At 35.7% G+C, this 24,418-nt stretch carries 20 protein-coding genes and 1 pseudogene; 10 read left to right on the forward strand and 11 right to left on the reverse strand.

Annotation, left to right across the window (positions count from 1 at the left end; genetic code table 11):
- Window positions 1-20: 20 nt before the first annotated feature.
- From mnmA to ACIQZ6_RS03755, 6 genes and pseudogenes are all read right to left on the reverse strand, one after another.
- Window positions 21-1,109: a tRNA 2-thiouridine(34) synthase MnmA gene (mnmA, locus tag ACIQZ6_RS03730; RefSeq protein ID WP_395808336.1), complete on the reverse strand. Its 1,089-nt coding sequence runs from the start codon at window positions 1,107-1,109 to the stop codon at window positions 21-23.
- Window positions 1,110-1,408: 299 nt separating this feature from the next.
- Complete coding sequence (locus ACIQZ6_RS03735; protein WP_395808337.1) at window positions 1,409-2,638, reverse strand: DUF3570 domain-containing protein; 1,230 nt, start codon at window positions 2,636-2,638, stop codon at window positions 1,409-1,411.
- 17 nt (window positions 2,639-2,655) lie between these two features.
- On the reverse strand, window positions 2,656-2,886 hold the full coding sequence (locus ACIQZ6_RS03740; RefSeq protein WP_395808339.1) for a DUF4266 domain-containing protein: 231 nt from the start codon (window positions 2,884-2,886) through the stop codon (window positions 2,656-2,658).
- Window position 2,887: 1 nt separating this feature from the next.
- A complete protein-coding gene (locus ACIQZ6_RS03745) occupies window positions 2,888-3,784 on the reverse strand; it encodes an FAD:protein FMN transferase (protein ID WP_395808341.1) in 897 nt (298 codons plus the stop codon).
- Between the two features lie 43 nt (window positions 3,785-3,827).
- A complete protein-coding gene (locus tag ACIQZ6_RS03750; RefSeq protein WP_395808343.1) occupies window positions 3,828-4,262 on the reverse strand; it encodes a thioredoxin family protein in 435 nt (144 codons plus the stop codon).
- Window positions 4,259-4,447, reverse strand: a pseudogene (locus ACIQZ6_RS03755) (ubiquinol-cytochrome c reductase iron-sulfur subunit); the annotation flags it as partial. The pseudogene ACIQZ6_RS03755 and the gene ACIQZ6_RS03750, both read right to left, overlap by 4 nt.
- 240 nt (window positions 4,448-4,687) lie before the next feature.
- On the opposite strand from ACIQZ6_RS03755, the gene ACIQZ6_RS03760 reads away from it, so the two are divergent.
- From ACIQZ6_RS03760 to rlmF, 4 genes are all read left to right on the forward strand, one after another.
- Window positions 4,688-5,023, forward strand: a complete 336-nt coding sequence (locus tag ACIQZ6_RS03760) for an arsenosugar biosynthesis-associated peroxidase-like protein (RefSeq protein WP_395808345.1) — start codon at window positions 4,688-4,690, stop codon at window positions 5,021-5,023.
- An 8-nt stretch (window positions 5,024-5,031) separates the two neighbouring features.
- Complete coding sequence (arsS, locus tag ACIQZ6_RS03765) at window positions 5,032-6,081, forward strand: arsenosugar biosynthesis radical SAM (seleno)protein ArsS (protein WP_395808347.1); 1,050 nt, start codon at window positions 5,032-5,034, stop codon at window positions 6,079-6,081.
- A 9-nt stretch (window positions 6,082-6,090) separates the two neighbouring features.
- A complete protein-coding gene (locus ACIQZ6_RS03770) occupies window positions 6,091-6,690 on the forward strand; it encodes a TIGR04282 family arsenosugar biosynthesis glycosyltransferase (protein WP_395808349.1) in 600 nt (199 codons plus the stop codon).
- A 247-nt stretch (window positions 6,691-6,937) separates the two neighbouring features.
- Complete coding sequence (gene rlmF / locus ACIQZ6_RS03775) at window positions 6,938-7,858, forward strand: 23S rRNA (adenine(1618)-N(6))-methyltransferase RlmF (RefSeq protein WP_395808351.1); 921 nt, start codon at window positions 6,938-6,940, stop codon at window positions 7,856-7,858.
- Between the two features lie 692 nt (window positions 7,859-8,550).
- On the opposite strand, the gene ACIQZ6_RS03780 is transcribed toward rlmF, so the two are convergent.
- Window positions 8,551-9,696, reverse strand: a complete 1,146-nt coding sequence (locus tag ACIQZ6_RS03780) for a serine hydrolase domain-containing protein (protein WP_395808353.1) — start codon at window positions 9,694-9,696, stop codon at window positions 8,551-8,553.
- Window positions 9,697-10,003: 307 nt separating this feature from the next.
- Between ACIQZ6_RS03780 and ACIQZ6_RS03785 the strand changes: the two genes are divergently transcribed.
- The 6 genes from ACIQZ6_RS03785 to ACIQZ6_RS03810 all read left to right on the forward strand — a co-directional run bounded on the left by ACIQZ6_RS03785 (window position 10,004) and on the right by ACIQZ6_RS03810 (window position 19,890).
- The gene (locus ACIQZ6_RS03785; RefSeq protein WP_395808355.1) at window positions 10,004-11,401 is read left to right on the forward strand and encodes a hypothetical protein; all 1,398 of its coding nucleotides are present in this window, start codon (window positions 10,004-10,006) and stop codon (window positions 11,399-11,401) included.
- A 97-nt stretch (window positions 11,402-11,498) separates the two neighbouring features.
- Window positions 11,499-12,740, forward strand: coding sequence for a dipeptidase (locus ACIQZ6_RS03790; protein WP_395808357.1), 1,242 nt, complete (start codon window positions 11,499-11,501; stop codon window positions 12,738-12,740).
- Window positions 12,741-12,968: 228 nt separating this feature from the next.
- On the forward strand, window positions 12,969-13,865 hold the full coding sequence (locus tag ACIQZ6_RS03795) for a dihydrodipicolinate synthase family protein (RefSeq protein WP_395808359.1): 897 nt from the start codon (window positions 12,969-12,971) through the stop codon (window positions 13,863-13,865).
- 230 nt (window positions 13,866-14,095) lie between these two features.
- Window positions 14,096-15,793 carry a hypothetical protein gene (locus tag ACIQZ6_RS03800; protein WP_395808361.1) on the forward strand — a complete coding sequence of 566 codons (1,698 nt, stop codon included), beginning with the start codon at window positions 14,096-14,098 and terminating at the stop codon, window positions 15,791-15,793.
- Window positions 15,794-15,891: 98 nt separating this feature from the next.
- The gene (locus ACIQZ6_RS03805; protein WP_395808363.1) at window positions 15,892-17,586 is read left to right on the forward strand and encodes a sodium:solute symporter family protein; all 1,695 of its coding nucleotides are present in this window, start codon (window positions 15,892-15,894) and stop codon (window positions 17,584-17,586) included.
- 27 nt (window positions 17,587-17,613) lie between these two features.
- Window positions 17,614-19,890, forward strand: a complete 2,277-nt coding sequence (locus ACIQZ6_RS03810) for an FAD-dependent oxidoreductase (RefSeq protein ID WP_395808365.1) — start codon at window positions 17,614-17,616, stop codon at window positions 19,888-19,890.
- A gap of 20 nt (window positions 19,891-19,910) precedes the next feature.
- On the opposite strand, the gene ACIQZ6_RS03815 is transcribed toward ACIQZ6_RS03810, so the two are convergent.
- From ACIQZ6_RS03815 to ACIQZ6_RS03830, 4 genes are all read right to left on the reverse strand, one after another.
- A complete protein-coding gene (locus ACIQZ6_RS03815) occupies window positions 19,911-20,948 on the reverse strand; it encodes a LacI family DNA-binding transcriptional regulator (protein ID WP_395808367.1) in 1,038 nt (345 codons plus the stop codon).
- A 165-nt stretch (window positions 20,949-21,113) separates the two neighbouring features.
- Window positions 21,114-21,305: a helix-turn-helix domain-containing protein gene (locus ACIQZ6_RS03820; RefSeq protein ID WP_395808369.1), complete on the reverse strand. Its 192-nt coding sequence runs from the start codon at window positions 21,303-21,305 to the stop codon at window positions 21,114-21,116.
- Between the two features lie 573 nt (window positions 21,306-21,878).
- On the reverse strand, window positions 21,879-24,086 hold the full coding sequence (locus ACIQZ6_RS03825) for a DNA/RNA helicase domain-containing protein (protein WP_395808371.1): 2,208 nt from the start codon (window positions 24,084-24,086) through the stop codon (window positions 21,879-21,881).
- Window positions 24,076-24,405 carry a nucleotide pyrophosphohydrolase gene (locus ACIQZ6_RS03830; RefSeq protein WP_395808373.1) on the reverse strand — a complete coding sequence of 110 codons (330 nt, stop codon included), beginning with the start codon at window positions 24,403-24,405 and terminating at the stop codon, window positions 24,076-24,078. Before ACIQZ6_RS03830 ends, ACIQZ6_RS03825 begins: the two co-directional genes overlap by 11 nt.
- Window positions 24,406-24,418 lie beyond the last annotated feature (13 nt).

A 24,418-nucleotide genomic window follows, 5' to 3' on the forward strand; every position in this document is an offset into this window, starting at 1 on the left:
ACGCTAATTACCCTAAAATTTTATACCAGAAAACCACCACCTAGGAGATCGTTACCTTCATAAAATACAGCCGATTGTCCAGGAGCAATACCTGATACCGAATGATGGAAATTTACTTTAATACGATCTCCATCCTGCACAAGAGTACTCATAGCACCCGCATCTTTATATCTGATCTTGGTTATTGCATCTATAGGCTCAGATATATTTTCATATTTTACTAGATTAATATTTCTAACAATTGCTTCTGATTTTTCAAGCTCTTCGATGGTACCTAACATAACCGTATTGCTTTCAGGTAGAATTCTAGTTACGAACATTGGGTGTCCAAAAGCAAGGCCTAATCCTTTACGCTGACCTATAGTATAGTAAGGATAACCAAGATGTTTACCTACAATACTGCCGTCGCTGAGCATAAAATTACCCGGTCCGATGCGTTCGTCCAAATCATCTACTTTATTTCTTAAAAAGGATCTATAATCATTATCAGGCACAAAACAGATCTCATAACTTTCAGATTTGTTAGCCAATTCAAGCTGCCCCATATCTTTTGCCATTTGTCTGATTTCAGATTTTGCGAAGCTTCCAAGAGGAAAGCGTGTACGGGCCAGATTTTCTTGAGAAACACCCCATAGCACATAAGATTGATCTTTATGTTCATCTTTTCCTTTAGAAATTACATATCGGCCACTATCCTGAACACGAATATTAGCATAATGTCCGGTAGCTATAAATTCACAATCTAGTTTATCGGCACGTTTTAGTAATGCTTCCCACTTAATATGGGTATTACATAAAACACAGGGGTTAGGGGTTCTGCCAGATAAATATTCATCAACGAAATTATCAATCACAAAATCACCAAATTCGCTTCTAATGTCGAGTATATAATGTGGAAATCCATAAGCAACTGCTAATGCACGAGCGTCATTGATGCTATCCAAACTGCAGCATCCGGTTTCTTTGGAAGAGCCCCCCGAAGAGGCATAGTCCCAGGTTTTCATGGTTAGCCCAATCACTTCATAGCCCTGCTCGTGAAGCATAACTGCTGCTACCGAACTGTCTACTCCGCCACTCATGGCAACCAATACTCTACCTCTTTTGCTCATTGCATTATTAACGGGCTTATAGCCCCTCTTGAATTAGTTGTAAAGATAAGGCTTTATTGAATATTCTGACAGGTAGACAGTCAAAGTGGGGTAAATTATAAATTTTGTTAGTTTATTTATAGAAAACAGGAAAAATGAATAGTATTGATTAGTAATATTAATGTATATAAATTATTGATTAACAATGTTTTATAAATAATATATATTTTTAATAGGTACAAATTATCGGTATTTTGAACTAACAAAAAAAGACAGGAGCGAACCTGTCTTTTTTAATTAAACTTTGAGAACTGATTAACTTATTTAAACTTGAGATTTAAAGAAACCACATCAGAAAGTAAACTGGTTGATCTCACATAATGCCCATATCTTAATTCAACCATATTTAATCGCTGTACTCCAAAAACACCTTTAGGAGGAGTAAAGCGGATTCCTGTCCCATAAAAATCGCTACTTAAGCTAGATAAATCATAATCGCTTGTAAAATAGGTTGCAGCAGGATTATGTTGCCCGTAGCTTGCAAAATATTTAATTCCGCTTTGATTATTATAGCGATAAAACGGACTTATAGAAAAGAATGGACTTATTTTAGTAGGGATCTCTAGCTCAGCGGTATGCGCTTTTAAACCCCAATCATCCTGATAATAGCGGTAAAAGGTTCGTATGATAAATTGGTCATTCAGGAAGTAATTCAATCGTACACCAATGGGTAGTTTAAAACGATTATCCGGAAGGTTTTCAGATTTTACTGTGCCATTGGTAAAATAACTCCGCTGGTATTTTGTAGCAAGTAAACCGTGCTGATAGGATGGTTCAATAATCAGCATAGCCTGTAGTTGCTGATTAATGACCTGCGAAATGGAAAATGAACTATTGAATGAATTCCTCGGACTTAAAGGTCCATTATCATCATCATCGTCTTTAGTTTTGGCACTGAATGTTCTCAATTCAATTGGAAGTATGACTGACCATTGATCAAGGAATGCCTGAAGCTTAAAATCAAACTGAGTATTTTTATTTTTAGATAAACGAGTTAAATTAAAAGCTGCACCAATAGATTTATAATCATATTCATATGAGTATGAACCTGAAAATCCATATGAATTTCCGGTTTTTTCATTTGATTTTGTCCAATTTAAGGATGGGTAAACTCGTGTATCTTGCATAGATGCTGATGAGATACTATTCGGATCTATCTTATCAGATGATGCAGAGGTGTAATAATCAACGCCAATTTCAAATGTGAATGTGTTTTTTTTACCCCACTTATCAAATTTTGAGATCTGCAGGTCAAATGTGTTTGCAATGTCACTTAGCTTTTCAGTTCCAATTCCTCCAGTAACCGCTGAGTTATTACCGTCTTGATGGTAATAGGCGGATACAATATTAACCTCATCTACATGAAGTTTTCTGGACTGGTAGTTTGTGCTGTCATTTGCTGCAGATGCTGTGCGCTGTGCCTTTGTTTGTGAATAGCTATTTAATATTCCAAGATAAAGTACAAAAACAAATAGGTATATTCTTCTCATTTCCTTTGTTTCAACAATTAATTACAGCCACAGCCACCACCACTTTTACCGCCATTTGAGCCAGAAGCACCTTCACGATATAATTGGAAACTTTGTTCGAATTTTTGGATCTTTCTGGATGTTAATGCCATCTCTGAATCGTTTAATTTATTTTTCTGATAAGATTTTACTGTGCTGCAAGAACAGAAAATGCTTATTCCTGATATCCCAAGCAGAAAAATTCTTGTTAATTTGTTTACTGATTTCATATTATTCCTTTATAATAATGTTTTTAGAGGTATAAAGTTTATCATGGTCATCTATGATCACACATTCTACGTGTTGAATCTGATTGATAAGGTTTAATCCAACTTTAACTCCCATAACCACCACTGGAGTTGCTAAAGCATCAGCAAGTTCTGCACTAGGACATAGAATACTGACACTTTTTATACCGCTTACTGGTAGGCCAGTTTTGGGGTCAATGGTATGCGAATAACGTTTGCCATCAATGATCACAAATTTTTCGTAATTGCCAGAGGTAGCGATGGCCATATTGCTGATATTTAAAGAAGAAAATGGCCGGCCGCTTTGGTCAGGATCAGCAATTCCAATGGTCCATGCAGAACCATTTAATTGTTCTCCCCAGGTGATTAGGTCGCCGGCAGCATTTACAATTCCGCTTTTAATACCCAAATTTTGAAGAATTTGTTTGGCCTTGTCTGCTGCATAGCCTTTGCCTATACCTCCAAAACCAATTCGCATTCCTTTATTTTTTAGCATGACTGTACATTCTTCATCATTGATCAGCACATGGCGATAATTGATCAGTTCTACAGTTTTTAAGGCCGTTTCTTGATCTGGCAGGCTGGTCATGTTTAGGTCAAAGTTCCATAGGCTTTTGTCGATTGAACCATAGGTAATGTCAAAAGCACCATCTGTGATTGCTGAGATCTTGTTAGCCCTGCTGATTAACTGCAATACTTCTCTATCTATTTTTACTGGTTTAATACCGGCTTGATCATTTATTTCATTAGCCTGGCTACTAGTTTTAAATGTAGAGAGTAATTCTTCAATCCTTTTTACTTCAACTATTGCCTGATCAATTGCTTGATTTCCAATTTCTTTATTCTCAGCAATAACAGTGAACTCAAAACGGTTGCCCATTAATTTAAGAACCCTGTTGCACAAACTCTGAGAATTCATGTTTCTATCTTTTTTGACTCAGAAGCTCTAATTGCTTGACAAATTGAGCAGCATTTTCTTTTGGGAGCCCGTCCCATGTTTTTAAAATCTTACCCTCACTATTTACAAGCAATGTAAAAGGGAATTTCCCATCTTTATTATAACGCTCTGCAAGCATTTCATTTAATTTAACCTGAGTTTCAGGAAGCTTATTTTTCTTTTGTCTTGGAAAATCAGCTCTAACTAGCAATAGTTTTTCTGAAGCAAATTTTTCAAAAACTTCAGTCGCAAAGATTTCATTTTTAAGCCTGATGCATGGACCGCACCAATCAGATCCTGAAAAATTAATTAGGATCAATTTATTTGATTCTTTTGCAATTTTTGCTGTTTCATTGAAATTACCTGACCAGATAGCTGGTGTAGGAATCAATCCAATTAATAAAAAAAATATAAATCTCATCCGTATATTCTTAAGGTAGTTCCTGTTAATTCTGTTTGATAAACGTTCAATGGTCGGGTTGCTGGGCCATTGCCTACTGCTCCGCTTTCTGAAAAAGTAGCACCGTGAGTACTACAATAAAATTTATTTATAGAAGTTTGATAAGTTAAGTTCACATTAGCGTGAGTAGAATATTTTTGGATCGCAAAAAATACACCTAAGCTTTTTTAACATTTAACATACAAATATACAGTTTTTACTTAGTAAGAGGCCAGAATTCTATATCCTTAGATAATCCTTTTTTCTTCTAAAACAGTTTGGATAGCAGTATAAACTATAAGTATTGATGCTATTGAGCATCGTTTTATTCTTAACGAACTTGATCCTCAAAAAATTATAAGAAATAGGATTGGAGTTTATATATTGAACACTTTAAAAAAAATAAGATGGATAATCATTATTATAACTCAAAAGACCTGGGTAAATTTGGAAACATTGCTGAATTCCAGAAAGAACTTGCAGATAAATTCTTTTCCTATTACGGTGAAGTATTTAAGGATAGTCATTTAACTGCAAAAGAAAAATCGCTTATTGCCCTTGCTGTTGCACATGCAGTACAATGTCCATATTGCATTGATGCCTATAGCAGCGATGCCTATGAAAAAGGCTATAGTGAGGCACAAATGATGGAAGCTGTTCATGTGGCATCAGCTATAAAAGGCGGAGCAGTGCTTGTTCATGGGGTTCAAATGATGAACAAGGTCAAAGAAATTGGGATGTAATACCAGTTATGATTAAATCACTCAAAGTTTTACACCATCCGCTTTCTGATTCTCTTAATCAGCTTGCGCTGCTAGAGCCTGATTCAGATCATTCAAAGTCTTCTTTTAAGGCCAGGCTTGATGAATTTGGACTGTTTCCACTGAAAACTTTAGCGCTAGAAATTTTCCAGATCAATTTGGGTAAGATGTGTAATCAGACCTGCAGGCATTGCCATGTTGATGCAGGGCCAGACCGAAAAGAGATCATGAGTAGGCAAACCATGGAATTATGTCTTCATATCTTAAAAAACTCAGAAATTAAAACAGTGGATCTTACCGGAGGAGCTCCTGAGTTGAATCCTGATTTTCGTTGGTTTGTTCAAGAAATTAAAAAATTGGGGAAGCATATCCTAGTTCGCTGTAACTTGACCATTATTGTGGCTAATAAGCGGTTCAATGATCTTCCCGAATTTTTTAAAGAGCATCAGGTTGAGGTTGTTTCATCTTTGCCGAGTTTTACCCAAGACCGAACAGATAGGCAAAGGGGTGATGGTGTTTTTGAAGATTCTATAAAAGCTTTGCGCATGCTAAATGCTGTCGGATACGGGCAGGAGGGAAGTGAATTGGTTCTTAATCTTGTCTACAATCCTGCAGGAGCTTTTCTTCCACCATCTCAAATAGCTTTAGAGAAAGAATATAAAAAGGAGTTGTCGTCTCGGTATGGTATTTTATTCAATCAGCTGTTTGCTATTACCAATATGCCAATAAGCAGGTATTTAGACTATTTATTAACCTCAGGAAATTATGAAAGGTACATGGATAAACTGATATCTGCGTTTAATCCTACATCTGTCCAGAATCTCATGTGCCGAACCATGCTGTCTGTAGGCTGGGATGGCTATTTGTACGATTGCGATTTTAATCAGATGCTTGACCTTAAAGTAAGCACTTCAACTAGTCAACATATTTCGGATTTTGATTTTGAGCGGTTAAAAAATAGAGATATTGTAATAAAACAGCATTGTTTTGGATGTACTGCCGGCGAAGGATCTAGCTGTGGAGGAAGCCTTATCAGTTAAAAAATGACTATGCTCAGCTCAACCGCTTTGGTAATATTTGTGAGAAACCCAATTTTAGGGCAGGTAAAAACACGTCTTGCAAAGGATATAGGTGATGAACGGGCTCTTGCAATTTATCTTCAATTACTTGAACATACCCTTAAAATTACCAGAAGCCTTAGTTTCAGAAAGTTTATTTACTATGCTGATGAAGTTAGTGATTATGACCTTTGGAGCGTTCCAGGCTATACTAAAAGAATGCAAAGCGGAACTAATCTTGGTGAACGGATGTTAAATTCATTCAAAGAGCTATTTGAGCAGGGTTTTACCCGAATTGTTATCATTGGCAGTGATTGTTTACAGTTACAAACTGAAAACCTGCAAGAGGCTGTAACTTTACTAGAATCTAATACCGCTGTTATAGGGCCTGCCAGTGATGGTGGCTATTATCTGCTTGGCTTAACTAAATTGTATCCAGAGTTATTTGTTAATAAACCATGGAGTACCAACCAGGTTCTTACTAAAACGATTGATGATTTCAATAATCAGGGTATTTCGTATGCCTTATTAGAAGAGCTCAGTGATATAGATGATATCACAGACCTTGAGGAAAATGGGATTTCAATTTGAATAAGGTTGGGTACTCATTCTTAGCTCACTATGTTTAAGGTAAACTATAAAAAAACCACATAGAAGCATAGTAATTTATAGCTTCTAACCTATATTTAGACACAAATAGCCTTGAAGCTTCGCTTCAATCTATGTAATTTACAATCTATGTTTCCTTTAGAATATAATAAAAGTCAATCTATGTGGTTAATTCTTATTCTTTAGATAGTTTAATATCTAATTCGGGTTATTTAGATAATTTAGCAGAATGCCCAAAAAGAAATCAATACCGGTTGAAAAGGATGGTTTCCACCCCCGAAACCGTCACAGACTTCGATATAATTTCCCGGAACTGATCATAGCCTGCCCTGAACTGGCCGATTATGTTACTCCAAATCAATATCAGGATCTTTCTATTGATTTTTCAGATTCAAAAGCCGTTAAAGCACTGAATAAAGCCATATTAAAGCAGTTTTATAGTGTTGATTTATGGGATATTCCAGAAGGATTCTTATGCCCACCCATACCCGGAAGAGCAGATTATATTCATTACGCAGCCGACTTATTGATTGGAGAGGATGGAAAGCTTCCTAAAGGCAAACATATTAAAGTACTGGACATTGGAGTTGGAGCGAACTGCATTTACCCATTGATTGGCCAGTATGAATACGGCTGGACTTTTGTGGGTTCTGAGATTGATCAACTTGCCAGTCGTGCTGCAACAAATATTATTGATGCTAATGGACTCTCAAAATTTATAAGTATCCGCAGGCAGCGCTCTGCAGATCAGATATTTACAGATATTATTCATACCGAAGAAAAATTCAGCTTGAGTATCTGCAACCCCCCGTTTCATTCTTCAATGCAGGAAGCTGCCGAAGGCACCGATAGAAAGTGGAAAAATCTGGGTAAAAATAAAAAAGAAGGAATAGGCCTGAATTTTGGCGGTAAAAATGCAGAATTATGGTGTGAAGGCGGTGAGGAGCGATTTCTTCTGAGGATGATTGAAGAGAGTGCCCGATTTGCCCAATCAGTACATTGGTTTACCTCCTTGGTTTCCAAGAAAGAAACCCTATCCGCATGTTATAAGGCTCTTGAAAGATTAAGTGCAACAGATGTTAGAACCATTGATATGAAACACGGACAGAAGGTGAGCAGGATACTAGCATGGACTTACGTAGAGGGATGAGGTCAGTTGTCTGTTGTCAGTTGTCAGTTATCAGTTATCAGTTGTCTGTTGTCAGAGGTATGAGGTGAAGCAGAATCTATCTCAATACTCAATACGCAATACGCAATACTCAAATAGTGGTTATCTGTTATCAGTTGTCTGTTGTCAGAGGTATGAGGTATGAGGTGAAGCAGAATCTATCTCAATACTCAATACTCAATACGCAATACTCAAATAGTGGTTATCAGTTATCAGTTGTCAGTTATCAGTTATCAGAGGTATGAAGTATGAGGTATGAAGCAGAATCTATCTCAATACTCAATACTCAATACTCAAATAGTGGTTATCAGTTGTCAGTTATCAGTTATCAGTTATCAGAGGTATGAAGTATGAAGCAGAATCTATCTCAATACGCAATACTCAAATAGTGGTTATCAGTTATCAGTTATCAGAGGTATGAAGTATGAGGTATGAAGTATGAGGTCTGAAGCAGAATCTATCTCAATACGCAATACTCAAATAGTGGTTATCTGTTATCAGTTGTCTGTTGTCAGAGGTATGAGGTATGAGGTGAAGCAGAATTATCTCAATACTCTATACTCAATACTCAAATTAGCATTAAATTGTCCTTCGTCTTGGTTCTTGGTTCTTGGTTCCTGGCTCTCGGCTTTTGACTTTCAGCTTTCAGCTTTTTTTGTTCCTGGTTCCTGATACTACTTAATAAAATTCTCGTACAAACTATTCAATCCAGCTCTTAAAACATCATTTAATCCATTGCTTGAGCTTGGATTACAGCCATTTGTGATCACTACAATTCCAAATTTTTCTTTAGGATTAAAAAACATGGCACTGTATAGTCCGTAGGCAGATCCAGTATGTCCGGTCATTATTTTACCCGGTATAACATCTTCACGATTTGCTATAGCCATTCCATAGCCTTCTTCTTCAGAGATTTTAGTCTGCATTAAGCGCGCACTTTTCTTTGACATGATCCTGGTTCCTTTATATTTACCATAGTTCATATGCATGGTCATATATTTTGCAAGGTCAGTGGCCGATATCTTCATTCCGCCGGTGGGAGAAAAAATAGGAGTACTGTATCCCATTACATAATTCTTTATTTCCTCTTTTCTGGGAGCATAAGCTAGAGGTGAAGGGCTTAATTTTTTAGTGCTTGTATTGTATTCGTGTAAAGTGGCAAAGCGCATAGCATCCATAGAATCAACATTGTATCCAGCATATAAACCCAATGGATTGATGATGTGATTTTTTACATAATTATCGAATCGTTCTCCTGAGTATTTCTCAATTACTGTCCCAATCATATTATAATTTAGATTACAGTAGCGATAATCTGTTCCTGGTGCTACATCGCTATAGCATTTTTGCCAATCTGGATTTTTTGCCGGATTAATGGCATCAAGTGTAAAATAACCTTGGCTATCATTAATACTTGAAGTGTGTGATAAGATCATTCTCAAGGTGATTACTGTTTCCGGAAATTTCGGATTTCTGATTTTGAAGCCCACCAGATCACTAAAATCATCATCTAGTGAAAGCTTTCCAGCTTCTATCAACTGCATGATTGAAGTGGCTGAGAATGATTTTGAAATAGATGCTATCCGGAAAATATTTTCATCAGTTAGTGGATGGTTTGTGGTGTTATCCTTCACTCCAAAAGAATGGGTATAAATGATCTCGCCTTTTTTTACTACGGCAACAGAAAGACCCACTACGTCGAGCTTTTTCATAATTGTTTGTATATCAGCTTCTGCTTTTTCATTTTGAGCGGAAACAGATAATGAACAGGACAGTAGGAATAGGATGGATAAAATCTTAAAGAAACTTACTTTAATCATAGTTTTAATTTTTAATAAATCTATCACTATTTTTTTGAGCTTTTGGGCTTTTGAATTAACATTGATAAAAATGATTGATATATTTTGATAAGTATAAATTTCTGACTCTTGGGTTACTATATAATTAAAATATAATTCTCATATAACTGTGTAAATCAGAAAACCTTCCGGATATTATGGGAGCGCTCCCGAAATTTGGGACCGTTCCCGATATTTTTTCGGTCGAAATCTATCAAGTTTTCTTTCTCTTAATAATACATTTATATAAGTTTCGATTGCTAACATATAGTATTAAATGTTGAATATAATGAAAATAGAAAAATTTAATCACCGAAGAAACTTTATTAAAAAGACGGGCTTAGCTTTAGCTAGTTTATCAATTGTCCCAGGATTGAGTTTTGGAAGTGAGGGCATAAATCCTATTCTTCTTCAAAAATCCGACGATCAATTAAATAATCCTGAGGGACTTAAAACTGTAGCTTTTATATGTAATATATATTTCAGTATATCGCATGCTGATGCTATAGGCACTAAACTTTTTTTGGGAAGTCCGATGGATCAGGGCCAGGGTATAGTACCTCCAAAAATAAAGATAGTGTCAATGTATATTGCACAAATTGGATCTAATGATATTGGTGTTCAGATGGCCAAAAAGAATGGCGTCACTTTATATCCCACTATTGCTGATGCATTAACACTGGGAGGAGATAAACTGGCGGTTGATGCTGTTGTTTACATCGGGGAGCATGGCGATTACCCAAATAATCGCTTTGGCGAAAAAATGTATCCTCGTATGAATACTTTAGAACAAATTTTCAGAGTATTTGATGCTTCCAATAAATCAGTTCCAATTTATTCAGACAAGGCCCTGTCTTATAGTTGGCTTGATAGCAAGTGGATTTTTGATCGAGCAAAAGAACTAAATGTTCCTATGATGACAGGATCATCTTTGACCTATACCTCGCGTGATCCTTATCTAGTTCATCCTTTAGGTACAAAAATTACTGAATCTGTGGCAATTGGACCATCTACTCTCGATTCTTATGGCTTCCATGTAACAGAAATTCTTCAGTTAATGCATGAGCGCAGATCTGGCGGAGAAACGGGTGTTGCAAGCGTTCAAACGCTTAAAGGTGATGAGGTATGGGCTGCAATGGATTTGGGAGAAATATCTTGGAAATTAGTTCAAGCAGCTTATGATAGGATTTCATTTAAGCTTCCAGGTTCAATTCGCGATTTAGTTAAAATGCCCTATGCAGTAAAAGTATCCTACATTGACGGTACAAGAGGGGTAGTTCTAATGTTAAATGGAATTCAAGAACTTACTAGGCCAGATGGCCTGAATAATAGGTCGGGATGGGCTTATGCAGCCCATGCTGATGGTAAAATTATTTCTACAGAATTTGTTCTTGATGCGAGTGTTGGACGCTATCACACTAGCTACCTGTGTTATAATATCGAACAATTTATTATTACGGGCAAGCCACCTGCACCTTTTGAACGAAGCCTATTCACTAGTAGTATTATTGATATGGGTATCCGATCACTTAATGAAGGTGGTAAATTAAAGATGACCCCATTTTTGGACATGAAATACTCAGGCGAAGGGTATGAACCATATATACCTAAAAATCCTTGGCCTCCAACCGAACAAAGTACAGGCATTTGGCCACCAAAAGGGTATGAGTTTATAAACAAAAAGTAGAACAGAATGCAACTATTTTATTTTCATTAACTATAAATATGATGATGGAAATAAGTTTGAGGAGGTATATTATCTTTTTTTATAAATAATAAAACGAATGAAACGTAGAGAATTAATTAAAGGAATGGTTCTCCTTCCAATGGCTAAAAATCTATTTGGACTAAAATCTGCATCAAGTTCAACTTTGTTACTTAAAGGATCACATTCATCTTTAAGTTCTTCTGAAATCCTTAGCGAGCCTGCATTTGTTATGGATGGACATGTTCATGTAATGTCCCGGCAGCTTTTACAAGGTCTTGACATTGGCCAATTTTATTCAGATGGTCTGGTAGATTTACCACGTTTAAAGAAGGGAAAAATAAATGCCATGTTTTTCTCTGTTTATACACCTGAGCCTTATTATTCGGGACATTTTGAGGTTAAGAATACCTTTCGGGTTATATCATTAGCACTGGATCAGATACAAAAGAATAATGCAACTATTGAACTGGCATTAAATGCTTCCCAAATTGAGGAGATCAATAGCCGAGGAAAGATGGCAGCATTTCTAGATCTTGAAGGAAGTTTCGACATGGAAGGGGATTTAAATCTGCTGAGGGCGCTATATCGTTTGGGGCTAAGATCTATGCAACTCACTGCTCACAACGAAACTAATTCATTTATTGATGCTTGTAATGGTAAAGAATTGTGGAATGGTATTAATGAAAAAGGTCGAACTATAATTGAAGAGATGAACAAACTAGGGATGGTTATTAATGTTGCCCATGCCTCATCTAATGCAATTATACAAGCTGCTAATGTCAGTAAACATCCAGTTGCATTCACCCATGGTGGCTTTCGCGGAATTGTTGACATAAAAAGAAATATTTCTGATGATGCTGCTAAAGCTGTGGCGGCCAAAGGTGGTGTAATTGGTCTTCAATTTGGGAACTACTTTAATGGTCCAAAATATTTCAATTGGGAAAATTCAAAGCCAAATTCTGCAATACCAAAGGTAGAATTGGAGAAACCGTTTTTGACAATAGAAGATGCAGATAAAGAAGTTGCTAAACGTTTGCCTTATGTCTTTCGTGGAGTTATACCAGATGAGTATAGAATGGGTACTGATCAACTGGCCAAAGTTATCGACTATGGGATTCGCTTGGTTGGAGAAGATCATGTTGCGCTAGGATCAGACTTTGATGGCGGGATTGCTCTTCCAAAGGAAATGAAAGATGCGAGTGATTATCCTGAAATGTATAAAGCATTAAAGTCAATTGGCTATTCGCAATCCCGTATCAATAAGGTGATGGGACTGAATTGGCTTCGATTGATAAGAGATGTGACTGAAGGGAAATAAGTAATACCATAGAAAAGTATTAAGGAGTTATATAAATAAATAGGCAATTATTTATTATCAAGATCATTCAGAGTGATAGTTAAAAGTTGGATTACAGATCAAAAGGAAAATGTTCTGCCGATTTTTTTAAAAATTTATCACCATAAGTTAAGTTATTATAGTACCAATGCACTAAAAATGGCTCATCAATAGGGCCGTATTCAATTTGTAATATTTAAAAAATAAATTATGTTAAAAGGAATTTTACCTGCAATACCAACCTGCTTTACCATAGATAACCAAATCGATATGGAAGCACAGAAAAAAGTTATTCAGTTCGTAATTGCTGCGGGAGCACATGGCATTGTTTTCCCTGGATTGGCAAGTGAGTATAATTATCTGACTTCCTCGGAACGGTTGGAATTAATAAAATTACTTGTTGCAGAAGTTGATGGGCGTTTGCCTATTGTAGCAGGGATTGGTGCTTCCAGTAAAGAAGAATCCATTCTTTTGGGTAAAGAAGTCATGAAAAACGGTATTGATCATTTTATGCTTATGGCTCCAAAGGAGTTTGAAAAGGATATAGATAAACACAGAGTGTTTTTTCAGGATGTCGCTGCGGCATTGCCAAATGGAATAATAGTACTTCAAAATGCTCCTTCACCAAGTGGAGCTGGCCTTAATGCTGAAGAATTAATACTTATTTCAAAAAATAATGAAGCTATTAAATACATTAAAGAGGAAACCCTCCCTTCGGGTCCAACCATTACGGCTTTGTTGAATAGTAATTTGCCGCATTTATTGGGAGTTTTTGGCGGTGCTGGAGCACGATTTATAATTGATGAACTCAACCGAGGTTCTTTAGGAGCCTTCCCGGCTGCTGAAATCATTGATTTGCATGTTGCTATTTATCATGCACATCAAAAAGGAGAGGCAAAACAAGCTCGAAATTTGTATCGAATGAGTCTTCCACTATTGACTGCTCAAATGATATATCGAATGGAACTCACAAAATATATCCTCAAAAAAAGAGGTATTGTCGATGCCTTACATGTTAGGGTTCCTCTACCAAAATTAGATACTCAGGCTAAACTAGATTTAGACTTGATTTTACAAGATCTAGAAGAAGAAAATATTTTGATGTGAAATTTAAAAATTAAGCTCAACCGTCAATTGACTGTATTTTAAGGACTACAATCAACTAAGTGAAGTCTAGTTGAACTGACTATTGAAATGCTCACATTCAAAGTGTAAGCAAAGCCAATGTGGTCAAAGGGGCTATGTGTTATTCAAAAGATATATGGGTAAAAATGTTATAACACTAATATTTAAGGGTTGATAAACAAGATTATTTGTAAAATTTAATTAAGACTATAATGGGAAAATTCGATTACTATACAATTATAATTTATGTATTAGGAATGTTTGCTATTGCCTTTTTTTCTGCCAAGAGAACTAATAATCAAAAAGATATGTTTGTAGCAGATAGACAGGCGCCTTGGTGGGCTGCTGGAATCAGTAGTTTTATGACGATGTTTTCAGCGGGTACCTTTGTTGTTTGGGGAGGTATTGCATACAAAATGGGACTTGTAGCGGTAGTTATCAATATGTGTTATGGAGTAGCGTCTTTACTAGCTGGATATTTTGTTGCAGGTAAATGGAATCAACTCGGTGTAACCTCACCGGCAGAATACATCAATTTACGATTTGGAAAAATCGGACTCCATTTTTACACTTGGACATTGATGATAAAAAAAATGATTGCAGTAGCAGTTTCATTTTATGCACTAGCAATTGTTTTAGTAGCTTTAATCCCTTTAGATGAAGGAAACTTCCTTAGAAATTCGACCACCGGATACCTATCCCTTACCTGGGCTGTAATTATTTTTGGATCTATTGTGGTTATATACACCATGATAGGTGGATTATGGGCCGTTCTAATGACCGATGTAGTCCAATTTATCTTACTGGTATTAGTTGTATTGCTAGTTGTTATCTTGATGATAGCTAAAGTTGATGACTTTGGTGAATTAATGCTTACGCTGCCGGAAAATTTCTTCTCTCCAACATCCAATGATTATGGCTGGTTATTTTTAGTAGGATGGGTTACCATCAACTTTTTTATTTGTGGAGCAGAATGGGCTTTTGTTCAACGTTTTTTGTCAGTTAAATCACCATCTGATGCTAAAAAATCTGCTTATATTTTTGGGATTATGTACTTGATATCACCAATTTTATGGTTTTTACCACCATTAATTTACCGAGGAATCAACCCTGATGCTAATCCGGAGCAAGCTTATATCTTGGCTGCTAAATCTGTTTTACCATTTGGTGTTTTAGGGCTGATGTTTTCGGCAATGTTTTCTGCCACAGCCAGTTTTGCAAGTGGGCAACTTAACGTATTTGCAGGTGTTCTAACTACTGATTTTTATCGCCCATTAATTAACCCAAAAGCATCAGGAAGAGTTTTGGTTAAAGTAGGGCGTATTCTTACGGCAGTACTCGGATTAGTCTTAATTATTCTCGCTTTACTTATTCCTAGTATGGGAGGAGCAGAAAAAGTAATAATCTCCATCAACTCTTTATTGGTTTTACCTTTATTAGCTCCTACTTTATGGGGAATGTTTAGTCGTAGTATTGGTTTCAAGGAAATGTGTATTGTTACTTTAACAAGTTTTACACTTGGTGGCATTCTTCGTTTTGGTCTTTCAATCCAAAGTAATGATATTGATATTTTAGTAGGAGTACTGTTTCCTATTTTGCTTCTAATAATAATTGAATATTTAGGTAAAAATAAGGTTGATAAAGGGTGGACAGCTATTGAAAAGTTACGCATCTCTTCTATTGAAGTTTTAAAGGCTGGTGCAGCGCCAAAAGTATTTGACACATTCCCAGGAAAAGTTATAATCGTAAGTTTAGTTTTTTGTTCAATTGGTTTGTTTTTTCTTTCATCAATGACTAATAGCGGAAGAATGATTATTGCTATTTTTGGCATTATCCTCTTACTTATTTCATTCATAATACATCTAGGTATGAAGAAAATGATTTTAAAACACAAAGAACTTACATCTTGATTTTTAAAAACGATTTTGCCTAACACTTTATATAGTAATTGACAATATAGTTTTTCACTATTATTGATTATTACAGTCCATTTAAACTAATTTTAATTATGAGTCCAACTATTGATACCCTAGTCATTCTTGTTTTTTCTGCATTCGTACTATGCATTGGACTCATATTTTCTAGAACAGGAATTAATTTAAAATCCTTTTTTGCAGGAGGAGAGTCTGTGCCTTGGTTTATTGGAGGATTGTCTCTTTTTATGAGCTTTTTTTCGGCTGGAACATTTGTTGCCTGGGGTTCAATAGCCTATAAATATGGATGGGTAGCCATTACCATTCAGTGGACCATGTGTATTGGAGCTTTATTCAGCGGTTTGTATCTGGCTCCCTTATGGAAATCAACCGGAAACCTTACAGCTGCCGAGTTTATCAAAGAACGCCTTGGTCCTCAAGTGCAAAAAACCTATATCTATATTTTTATGATGGTTTCTTTATTCATTAAAGGAACCGTTTTGTATCCGGTTGCCAAGCTTGTCAGTGCTTCATTGGGTTATCCATTAATGCCTTCAACCATTGTTATGGGCTTATTTATGATTGCTTATACTGCTGTTGGCGGACTTTGGGCTGTTATGGTAACTGATATCCTTCAGTTTGTGATTTTAACTGCTGCGGTACTGATCATACTCCCTCTTTCTTTTGACGCAGCGGGAGGCATATCAAAATTTCAGGCGAATGCACAGGAAGGCTTTTTTGATTTGATCAATGGTGAATTTACCTTAGTATTTATCATTGCATTTACACTTTACCATATTTTCTATATTGGAGGTAACTGGACCTTTGTACAACGTTATACCAGTGTTAAGGATAGTAAATCTGCCCAAAAAGTTGCCTATCTTTTTGCAGGTTTGTACCTGATCAGTCCGGTTTTATGGATGTTGCCCCCAATGATTTACAAGACCATTAACCCATCCCTGACAGGTTTGGATACCGAAAATGCGTATCTAATGGTTTGTCAGTTAGTGCTTCCTCCCGGATTATTGGGCTTGATGCTAACCGGAATGTATTTTTCAACTTCTGCATCTGCCAATACAACCTTAAATGTTGTTTCTGCAGTATTTACGAATGATATTTATAAAGGTAGAATTAATCCTGCGGCAACTGACCGTAAACTCATGAGTGTGGCCCGTCTGTCATCTTGGGCAATTGGCCTAGGGATGATCGCTATTGCGCTTATGGTTCCATATATCGGTGGTTTGGTGAATGTTACGCTCAGCGTGGGTGCTATTACCGGAGGCCCGATTTTAGCTCCACCAATCTGGGCTTTATTCTCCAAAAGGCTTAGCGGGAAAGCAACATTGATAATAACCTGTTTTAGTTTGGGAATCAATCTGATCTTTAAAATCATTTTCCCCATCCTTATCGATTTCACGCTTAGCAGGGCCGAAGAAATGTTGATAGGTGTTGGAGTACCGCTTTTACTTCTTATAGCGAATGAAATCAGAGCTTATTACGCCAATTACCTTAGTCCACAATATTTGGAATTTCAAACCTATAAAAGCGCAAGAAAGGTTCAGAAGGAAAATTTAACAGCGCAAGAAATAAGTGAATCTTTACAACAAAATAAATTTGGTTTGAAAATCACTGCATTTGCTCTCGCATTTACAGCATTTCTCTTATTGATTTTGGGCTTAATTACTAAAGATAATATTGGTCTTTTGGGCACGATAGCGGCATTGATTTTTGTTCTCGCTATTATTCCATGGAGGGCTTCAAAAAGGATTGTATTCTATTCCAAGAATTAAATTATTTATTAAGATTAATTATTATTTATGATTAAAAGTGAGTTTTCCTCTATCGGTCGTTCAATTAATGAGCAGTCAATTAATGCTGATCTGGTTTTTATTGGGGGTGGTATCGCAGGAACATGCGGAGCCATTGCTGCAGCAAGAGAGGGTTTAAAGGTTGTTTTGGTTCAAGATAGGCCGGTACTTGGTGGAAATGCCTCGAGCGAAGTGCGATTATGGATTTTAGGAGCAACATCCAGCATGGGAAACAATAACCGCTGGTCAAGAGAAGGTGGGGTTTTGAGTGAGATCTTGATTGAAAATATGTACCGAAATCCAGATGGGAATGCAATTATTCTGGATACCATTTTGTTAGAAAAGGTAAAAAATGAGCAGAATTTAACACTTCTATTGAATACTGCCGTTTATGAAGTTGTAAAATCTGCTCCCGATGTAATCAAAGAGGTTATTGGATTTTGCAGTCAGAATTCTACCCGCTACCTATTATCTGCATCTTTTTTTTGTGATTCATCTGGTGACGGAATTGTAGCATTTCAGGCAGGTGCAGCTTTCAGGATGGGAGCAGAGTCAAAAGATGAATTTGATGAGGGTTTTGCACCCGATAAAGAATATGGCGAACTTTTAGGTCATTCTATTTACTTTTTCACTAAGGACGCCGGTCGTCCAATTACGTTTACTGCTCCTTCTTATGCCTTAAAAGATGTTTCTTCAATAGTTAAATACCGTTCATATGATACCAGTGTTCATGGTTGTAAGCTTTGGTGGCTTGAATACGGAGGAAGGTTGGATACCATACATCAAACCGAAGAAATTAAATGGGAGTTATGGAAAGTGATCTATGGAATATGGGATCATGTTAAAAACTCCGGAAAATATCCCGAAGCCGAAAACTTAACCCTAGAATGGGTCGGACAAATTCCGGGTAAGCGTGAAAGCAGGAGGTTTGAAGGAGATTATATTCTTTCTCAAAAAGATGTTGTGGAACAGCTCGAGCATCCAGATGCAGTGTCTTATGGGGGATGGTCATTAGACTTGCATCCTGCCGACGGAGTTTTTAGTGAAAGGCCGGGTTGTAATCAATGGCATTCAAAAGGGGTTTATCAGATTCCGCTACGATGCATGTACAGCAAAAACATTAAAAATCTGTGGTTAGCCGGCAGAATTATAAGCGCTAGTCATGTGGCATTCGGTTCCTCCAGAGTAATGGCCACGGTATCTTATTCGGCACAAGTGATAGGTTTAGCAACTCAATATTGTCTTAAAAATGGAATTACTCCTTCTACGCTAGCCAATTCTGAAAAAGTTCAGGAATTGAGACAAGAATTAATGCAAAACGGACATTTTATTCCAGGCTTAGCGCCTGAAAAGACAAATTTAGCGCATCAAGCGGTTCTTAGTGCCAGTTCTGAATATAAATTGAAAGAACTTAAGGCTGATGGAAGCTGGCAGAAACTTGAATATTCTACTGCCCAAATCTTACCTACCGCAAAAGGAGATAAGATAAAAATTAGTTTTGATATTGATGCAAAGGAAAGCACTAATTTAACTATGCAATTACGGGTTAGTGCTAATCCAATCAATTATACGCCAGAAATAATTATAGAAAGCAGAGAAATTTCTGTAAACCCTGGAAAAAGTATATTAACTACAGATTTTGCTCATATCACCACAAAAGATCAGTACGTATTTGTTTGTATTCTCAAAAATGAGTTGGTTTCAGTTCAAACAAGCAAAATGTTTCTGAGTGGTACCATGATGTTGATGAATAGGTATGACAAATCTGTGGCCACCAGTGGAGTGCAATTACCACCTGATGGAATTGGAATCGATTCCTTTGAGTTCTGGCTTCCTTCAAGAAGACCGGCAGAACAAAACCTGGCATTTAAACTAGCTACTGCGATCAAGCCCTTTAACGTGTCAAACCTGATTAATGGCTTGTGTCGCCCAACTAATGCCGCGAATGTCTGGGTAGCTGATTTGAATGATGAACATCCATGTGTAACCTTAACTTGGGATGAACCAATTGAGATCAAGCGAATTGTTTTATTTTTTGATTCAGATTTTGACCATCCACTTGAATCAACCTTAAGGGTTCATCCTGAGCGTGTAGTGCCTCATACAGTCAGAAATTACAGGATTATGGATGCTGATAATAAAATGATTTTTGAAAAGACTGGAAATTATCAAGCTGTTAATGAACTAATTCTGGAGCATGCAATAAATACAGGTTCAATCCGGATTTTCCCGGAACATCCTTCTGACAATGTTCCTGCAGCAATATTTGAGGTTCAGGTATTTTAATTGAATTAAACTATGAGCAATTAAGCGGGTTCTGACTCCTGTAACATGCTTGAGTTTCTTACTATCAGCTTTGAATCAAGGGTTTTAGTAACAGCTTTCCATTGCGAAACTTCCTTGTCTATGAGGTCTAGTAATAATTGCATCGCTGTACTACCTATCAGCCTTTTAGGCTGATCAACAGTAGTTAGTCCGGGTTCAATAAGATTGGAGCCATAGTCATTACTGAAACCAACAATTCCTATTTGTTGTGGAATCTGTATCCCCATATTTTTGATCGTACGGATTGCTTCGATTGCGGCAGGATCATTGGCAATGAATAATCCATCAGGTGGATATTGAAGCTCCATTAAATGACGGATATAGATTTTAACTTTTTCTAGGGTAAAATCGTATGGGATAATCAATGATTCATCAATTGGAATTTTATGTTTCTTGAGGGCATCTAGATATCCTTTTAGACGTTTTCTACTCGTTATTAGCGAATCAGGACCTGCCAAATGGGCTATTCTTCGTTTGCCTGTCTGGATAAGATGTTCTACAGCACCAAATGCAGCTTCATAATCATTGATAACCACTTTAGGCACAATCAGTTCATCGCAAACTCGGTTAAATAAAACCATCGGAATACCTTTTTTCTGAAAAATTTTCAGGTGTTCATAGCTTCGTGTTTCTTTCGAAATTGAAACTAATATTCCGTCTACTTGGCTAGCTAGCATCACCTTGGTATTCGCTACTTCGGTCTCGAATTTTTCATTCGATTGGCATACTATGACATTATAACCATATTTACTCGCCAACTCTTGGGCACCAATTACTACCTGCGGAAAAAATGAGGTCTCAAATTCAGGAACTATAATTCCAATCAGATTACTTTTTCTTGAAATTAGATTAATGGAGAGCATATTTCGCTGATAATCTAGTTTTTCAGCAAGTTCAAGAACGGCTTTTCGGGTTTCAGCTTTTACTTCTGGGTGGTTTGTTAATGCGCGTGAAACCGTTGACTTGGATATATTTAAATCCCTAGCAATGTCATATATTGTGGTTTGGCGTAACTTCATTTTAATCCCGAATGCCTAAAAATAAGATTAATTATTCTTAATGCTATTGAGATATAAGATATATGGTGGATATAATTTTTCCTAAATATTTTCCAGATTATTCTTTTGAGGGCAAATATTCGATTTCTGAAAATACTCTTAATGGAGTCTTGTAGGCGTTAATGATTATACTTCTTTTGGGATTACTATAAAATCCTTATTAAGGCAATTCAGCTTAATGATCACTTTATCCAGATAATCCATAGTTAAATTAACTTTGCCATTTTCTAGACGCCAAACATACTGACGATCAACATCAAGAAGATCGGCTAAGTGCTTCTGTGAAAATTGCTTTTCTTTTCTTCGGGATTTTATCATTGACCCTATTATTACTTTTGAGCTCTTCATAATCTTCTATAGTAAAATAAAAAAAATATAATCGGAAACGAGTAACCATAAAGAGTTTACAACATCGCAAATGATGTAGTATTGGCGATAATGGCCCAATTATCAATAGGGTGATTTGTAAAAAAAAGTAATTGCTTGAAAAATGGAGCAAATTTTGGGTTAAAAGAATACAAACTGTTTAATTACAGAATGGAATTTTGCTTTTGGCCATTTAATAAGTAATGTAACTTACAGATTAAATTATTAGTATTCTAAATATTATAAATTTTGTTTTGGTTTTTAATTTGTGAATAATAGTTAATGTTTAAGAGATGGGTTGGGATAATTTTAGGCACGAGGTACATTTGATAGGAAGCGTAAAGGTTGATTTTACCATTGAAGGTGGGAATTTTGGGTAGGTGCTTTTATAGGCTGTCGTTCTTGTCTGTTGTGGTTTGTTTGTCTGCTGTGACGATTTGTCTGTGCTGTTGGAAAGGCAACTCTTTTAAAAGCTTTGGCTTGTGTGGCTTGTAAATGGACTAATATATAGTCGAAAATTTATTTTTATTCAATAACTCTTTCAAATATACCTATTACCTCAATTGGTCTTTCATATATTGATTCAGGATCTATTATTATATCTTGATAGGAGGGGTCATGTGATTTTGGTTTGAGTATAATTTTTTCATGATGCCACCCTTCTTCAGTGACAACTTTCTGACTATAATATTCTTTAAAAGTATAACAAGAACTATAATCAGAATCTTGAAGATTTATACATTCTGCAATTACCATTAAACCATTTCTACTGCCTCCTTCATACCATTTAAACAATCCTATCTCACCATCTTGCACTATTTTACTCATAGAGTTACCTATTATTTTACATGCAAAATGGTCTTTTGTAATTCTAACGCCTTCCGGAACCAAAATAAATTGTTGACTTGGAAATTCTTCATTTAATCTCAAAGCACCTGCTGCAACTTTCAATGAATATAATGGTACACTATTTTCAAATGGAATCAGTTTAATTTCTTTTAACTCAGCTATCTCAACTTTTGGTTTTTTATTTTCCTCAAATAAACAAATATGCTTTTTAAAATAATTTCGCAAATTTTCGTCACATACATAAATATAGCAGCCTAGTATGCCTCTGAGCATAATAGTTTTGTAAATATTTACTACATAATCCTTCAGTATTGCGTTATCTTTTATTGTTGCAGTTCCGTTTCTGTCTTTATAATTTTCCTTGACTATCTCTATTTCTTTTGATATTGGATTGTATATTATTTCGGGTCCAAAAATTATTGCCGCATAATTGAGGTCGTAACCTTGAGTGGTGTGAATACAACCTACCTCTTGTGCATCAATATCAGAATTGATATAATCAATTGCAGTTGAGTTCCATTTTAGTTTAATGTTTTCTATTTCAATATCATATGCATCAGGGTCATTCTTACTTATCCATGGCCAAGCATAGCCAGCAATGAATCTTGAAAGCTGATGTTTATGGTTCTTTTCTCTAAGTTCATTCACAAAATCAGAAAAATTCTCAAAAAGTTGCAAGTCATAATTGGTATCGTTGTATTTGAACTCTTTATTCTTAAAAGTATTGTCTAATAAATTATTTACAAAATCAACAAATCCATTGCCTCCTTTTACTCTGAACTGCGAATGTAATTTGACGTTTATAGAGTTAGAAGAATTTTTTAAGTTTTCAAAATCAACAGCATCAACATCAGAAGGTTTTATAGACTGTTTAGCATCGTAAAAATATAATACTTTATTTGACCTTAATTGAGTCCAAGCTAATTCCGAAGTGTTTAGTTTGTCTAGTTTTAGTGCGTTACAAACCCTGTCATAAATTGCGAAGTACGGGCCAAGATTAACTCTTTTTCTCAAACGATGAGATTCGTCCACAAATAGAATATCATATGATTCATATTCCAAATCTGAAGGGCCAATAACAAGATTAGAATTTAAGCCATTAATGTTTCGAAAAACCTTTTTAATAGTTTTTCGAAAAGAACCCATTGCTATAACCAAACCCATTTTAGGATTTGGAAATTTTATCTTTAATTGTTTTACTTTATCTACAAATTCTTTTTCGTCTTCACCGAATTCTCTATAATTAAAATCTTCATCAGAAGTTAGCATTAATTTAAAAAGAAAAATAGCGAGTATAGTTTTGCCTGTGCCTGCACCGCCTTCTACCAATACTGATTTTTTATTTTCAGAAAGAAGTGCATCAATAATTAGCATTAAATTTTTTCTTTGATCAGTAGATAAAGTCTTATAAGGCGAATATTTGAATAAGTCGCTATTTGAGATATGTTCTAAACTATGCTGAGCAATTCCTTTACTAATAAGTCCATTCCAAATATTTTTAAACATATCCCAATAAAACTCATCTCTTTGATAATAAGAGTGATTTACCAGTCCTAAATTGCCATTTAATAATTTGTATTTGCCATCAGCATGTAGATATTTTATTAAATTCGATTCAATATCTAATGTTACCGATTTGTTGAATTTTCTACTGGAAATTAAATGAGCATCTTGTAAATGGCTTTTGCTTGGTGTTTGTAAATGTGTGAAAATTCGAGAATTAGTATCAATGGTTTCACCAACATAGGCTTGACTTACGCCATTGTTATTTAAAATATATACTACAGGCCAATTTTCGCTTACAAAATATTGTGATTGAATAGAATTCAAACCATTATTATTGAACGTAATTTTGTTTATTTCAAAATCTTGGTTATAGTTCATCGTATTTCTTTGATGTTCCTTTTGCTTTGTCTACAGGATATTTCTCTCCATTTGTTTTAATTTTGTCCAAAACAATTTCCTTAACATCAAATCCATATTTTTCAGCAAGTAAAAAGGCAAATGTGAAAATATCAGCAAGTTCTTCTTTTACTTTATCAGTATTTGCATCCTCTGCTTTCTTCCAAAGAAATAATTCCAAAAGTTCAGAAGATTCAATGCTAATAGCCAAAGCCAAATCTTTTGGATTGTGAAATTGCTCCCAATCTCTTTCATTTCTGAATTTCAAAAGTGCTTGTATTATTTCTTCGCTTTCTTTCATTATTAATATAACT

Origin of the sequence: Daejeonella sp. (assembly GCF_044348475.1) — a bacterium.
In the GTDB taxonomy this organism is placed as follows: Bacteria; Bacteroidota; Bacteroidia; order Sphingobacteriales; family Sphingobacteriaceae; genus Daejeonella.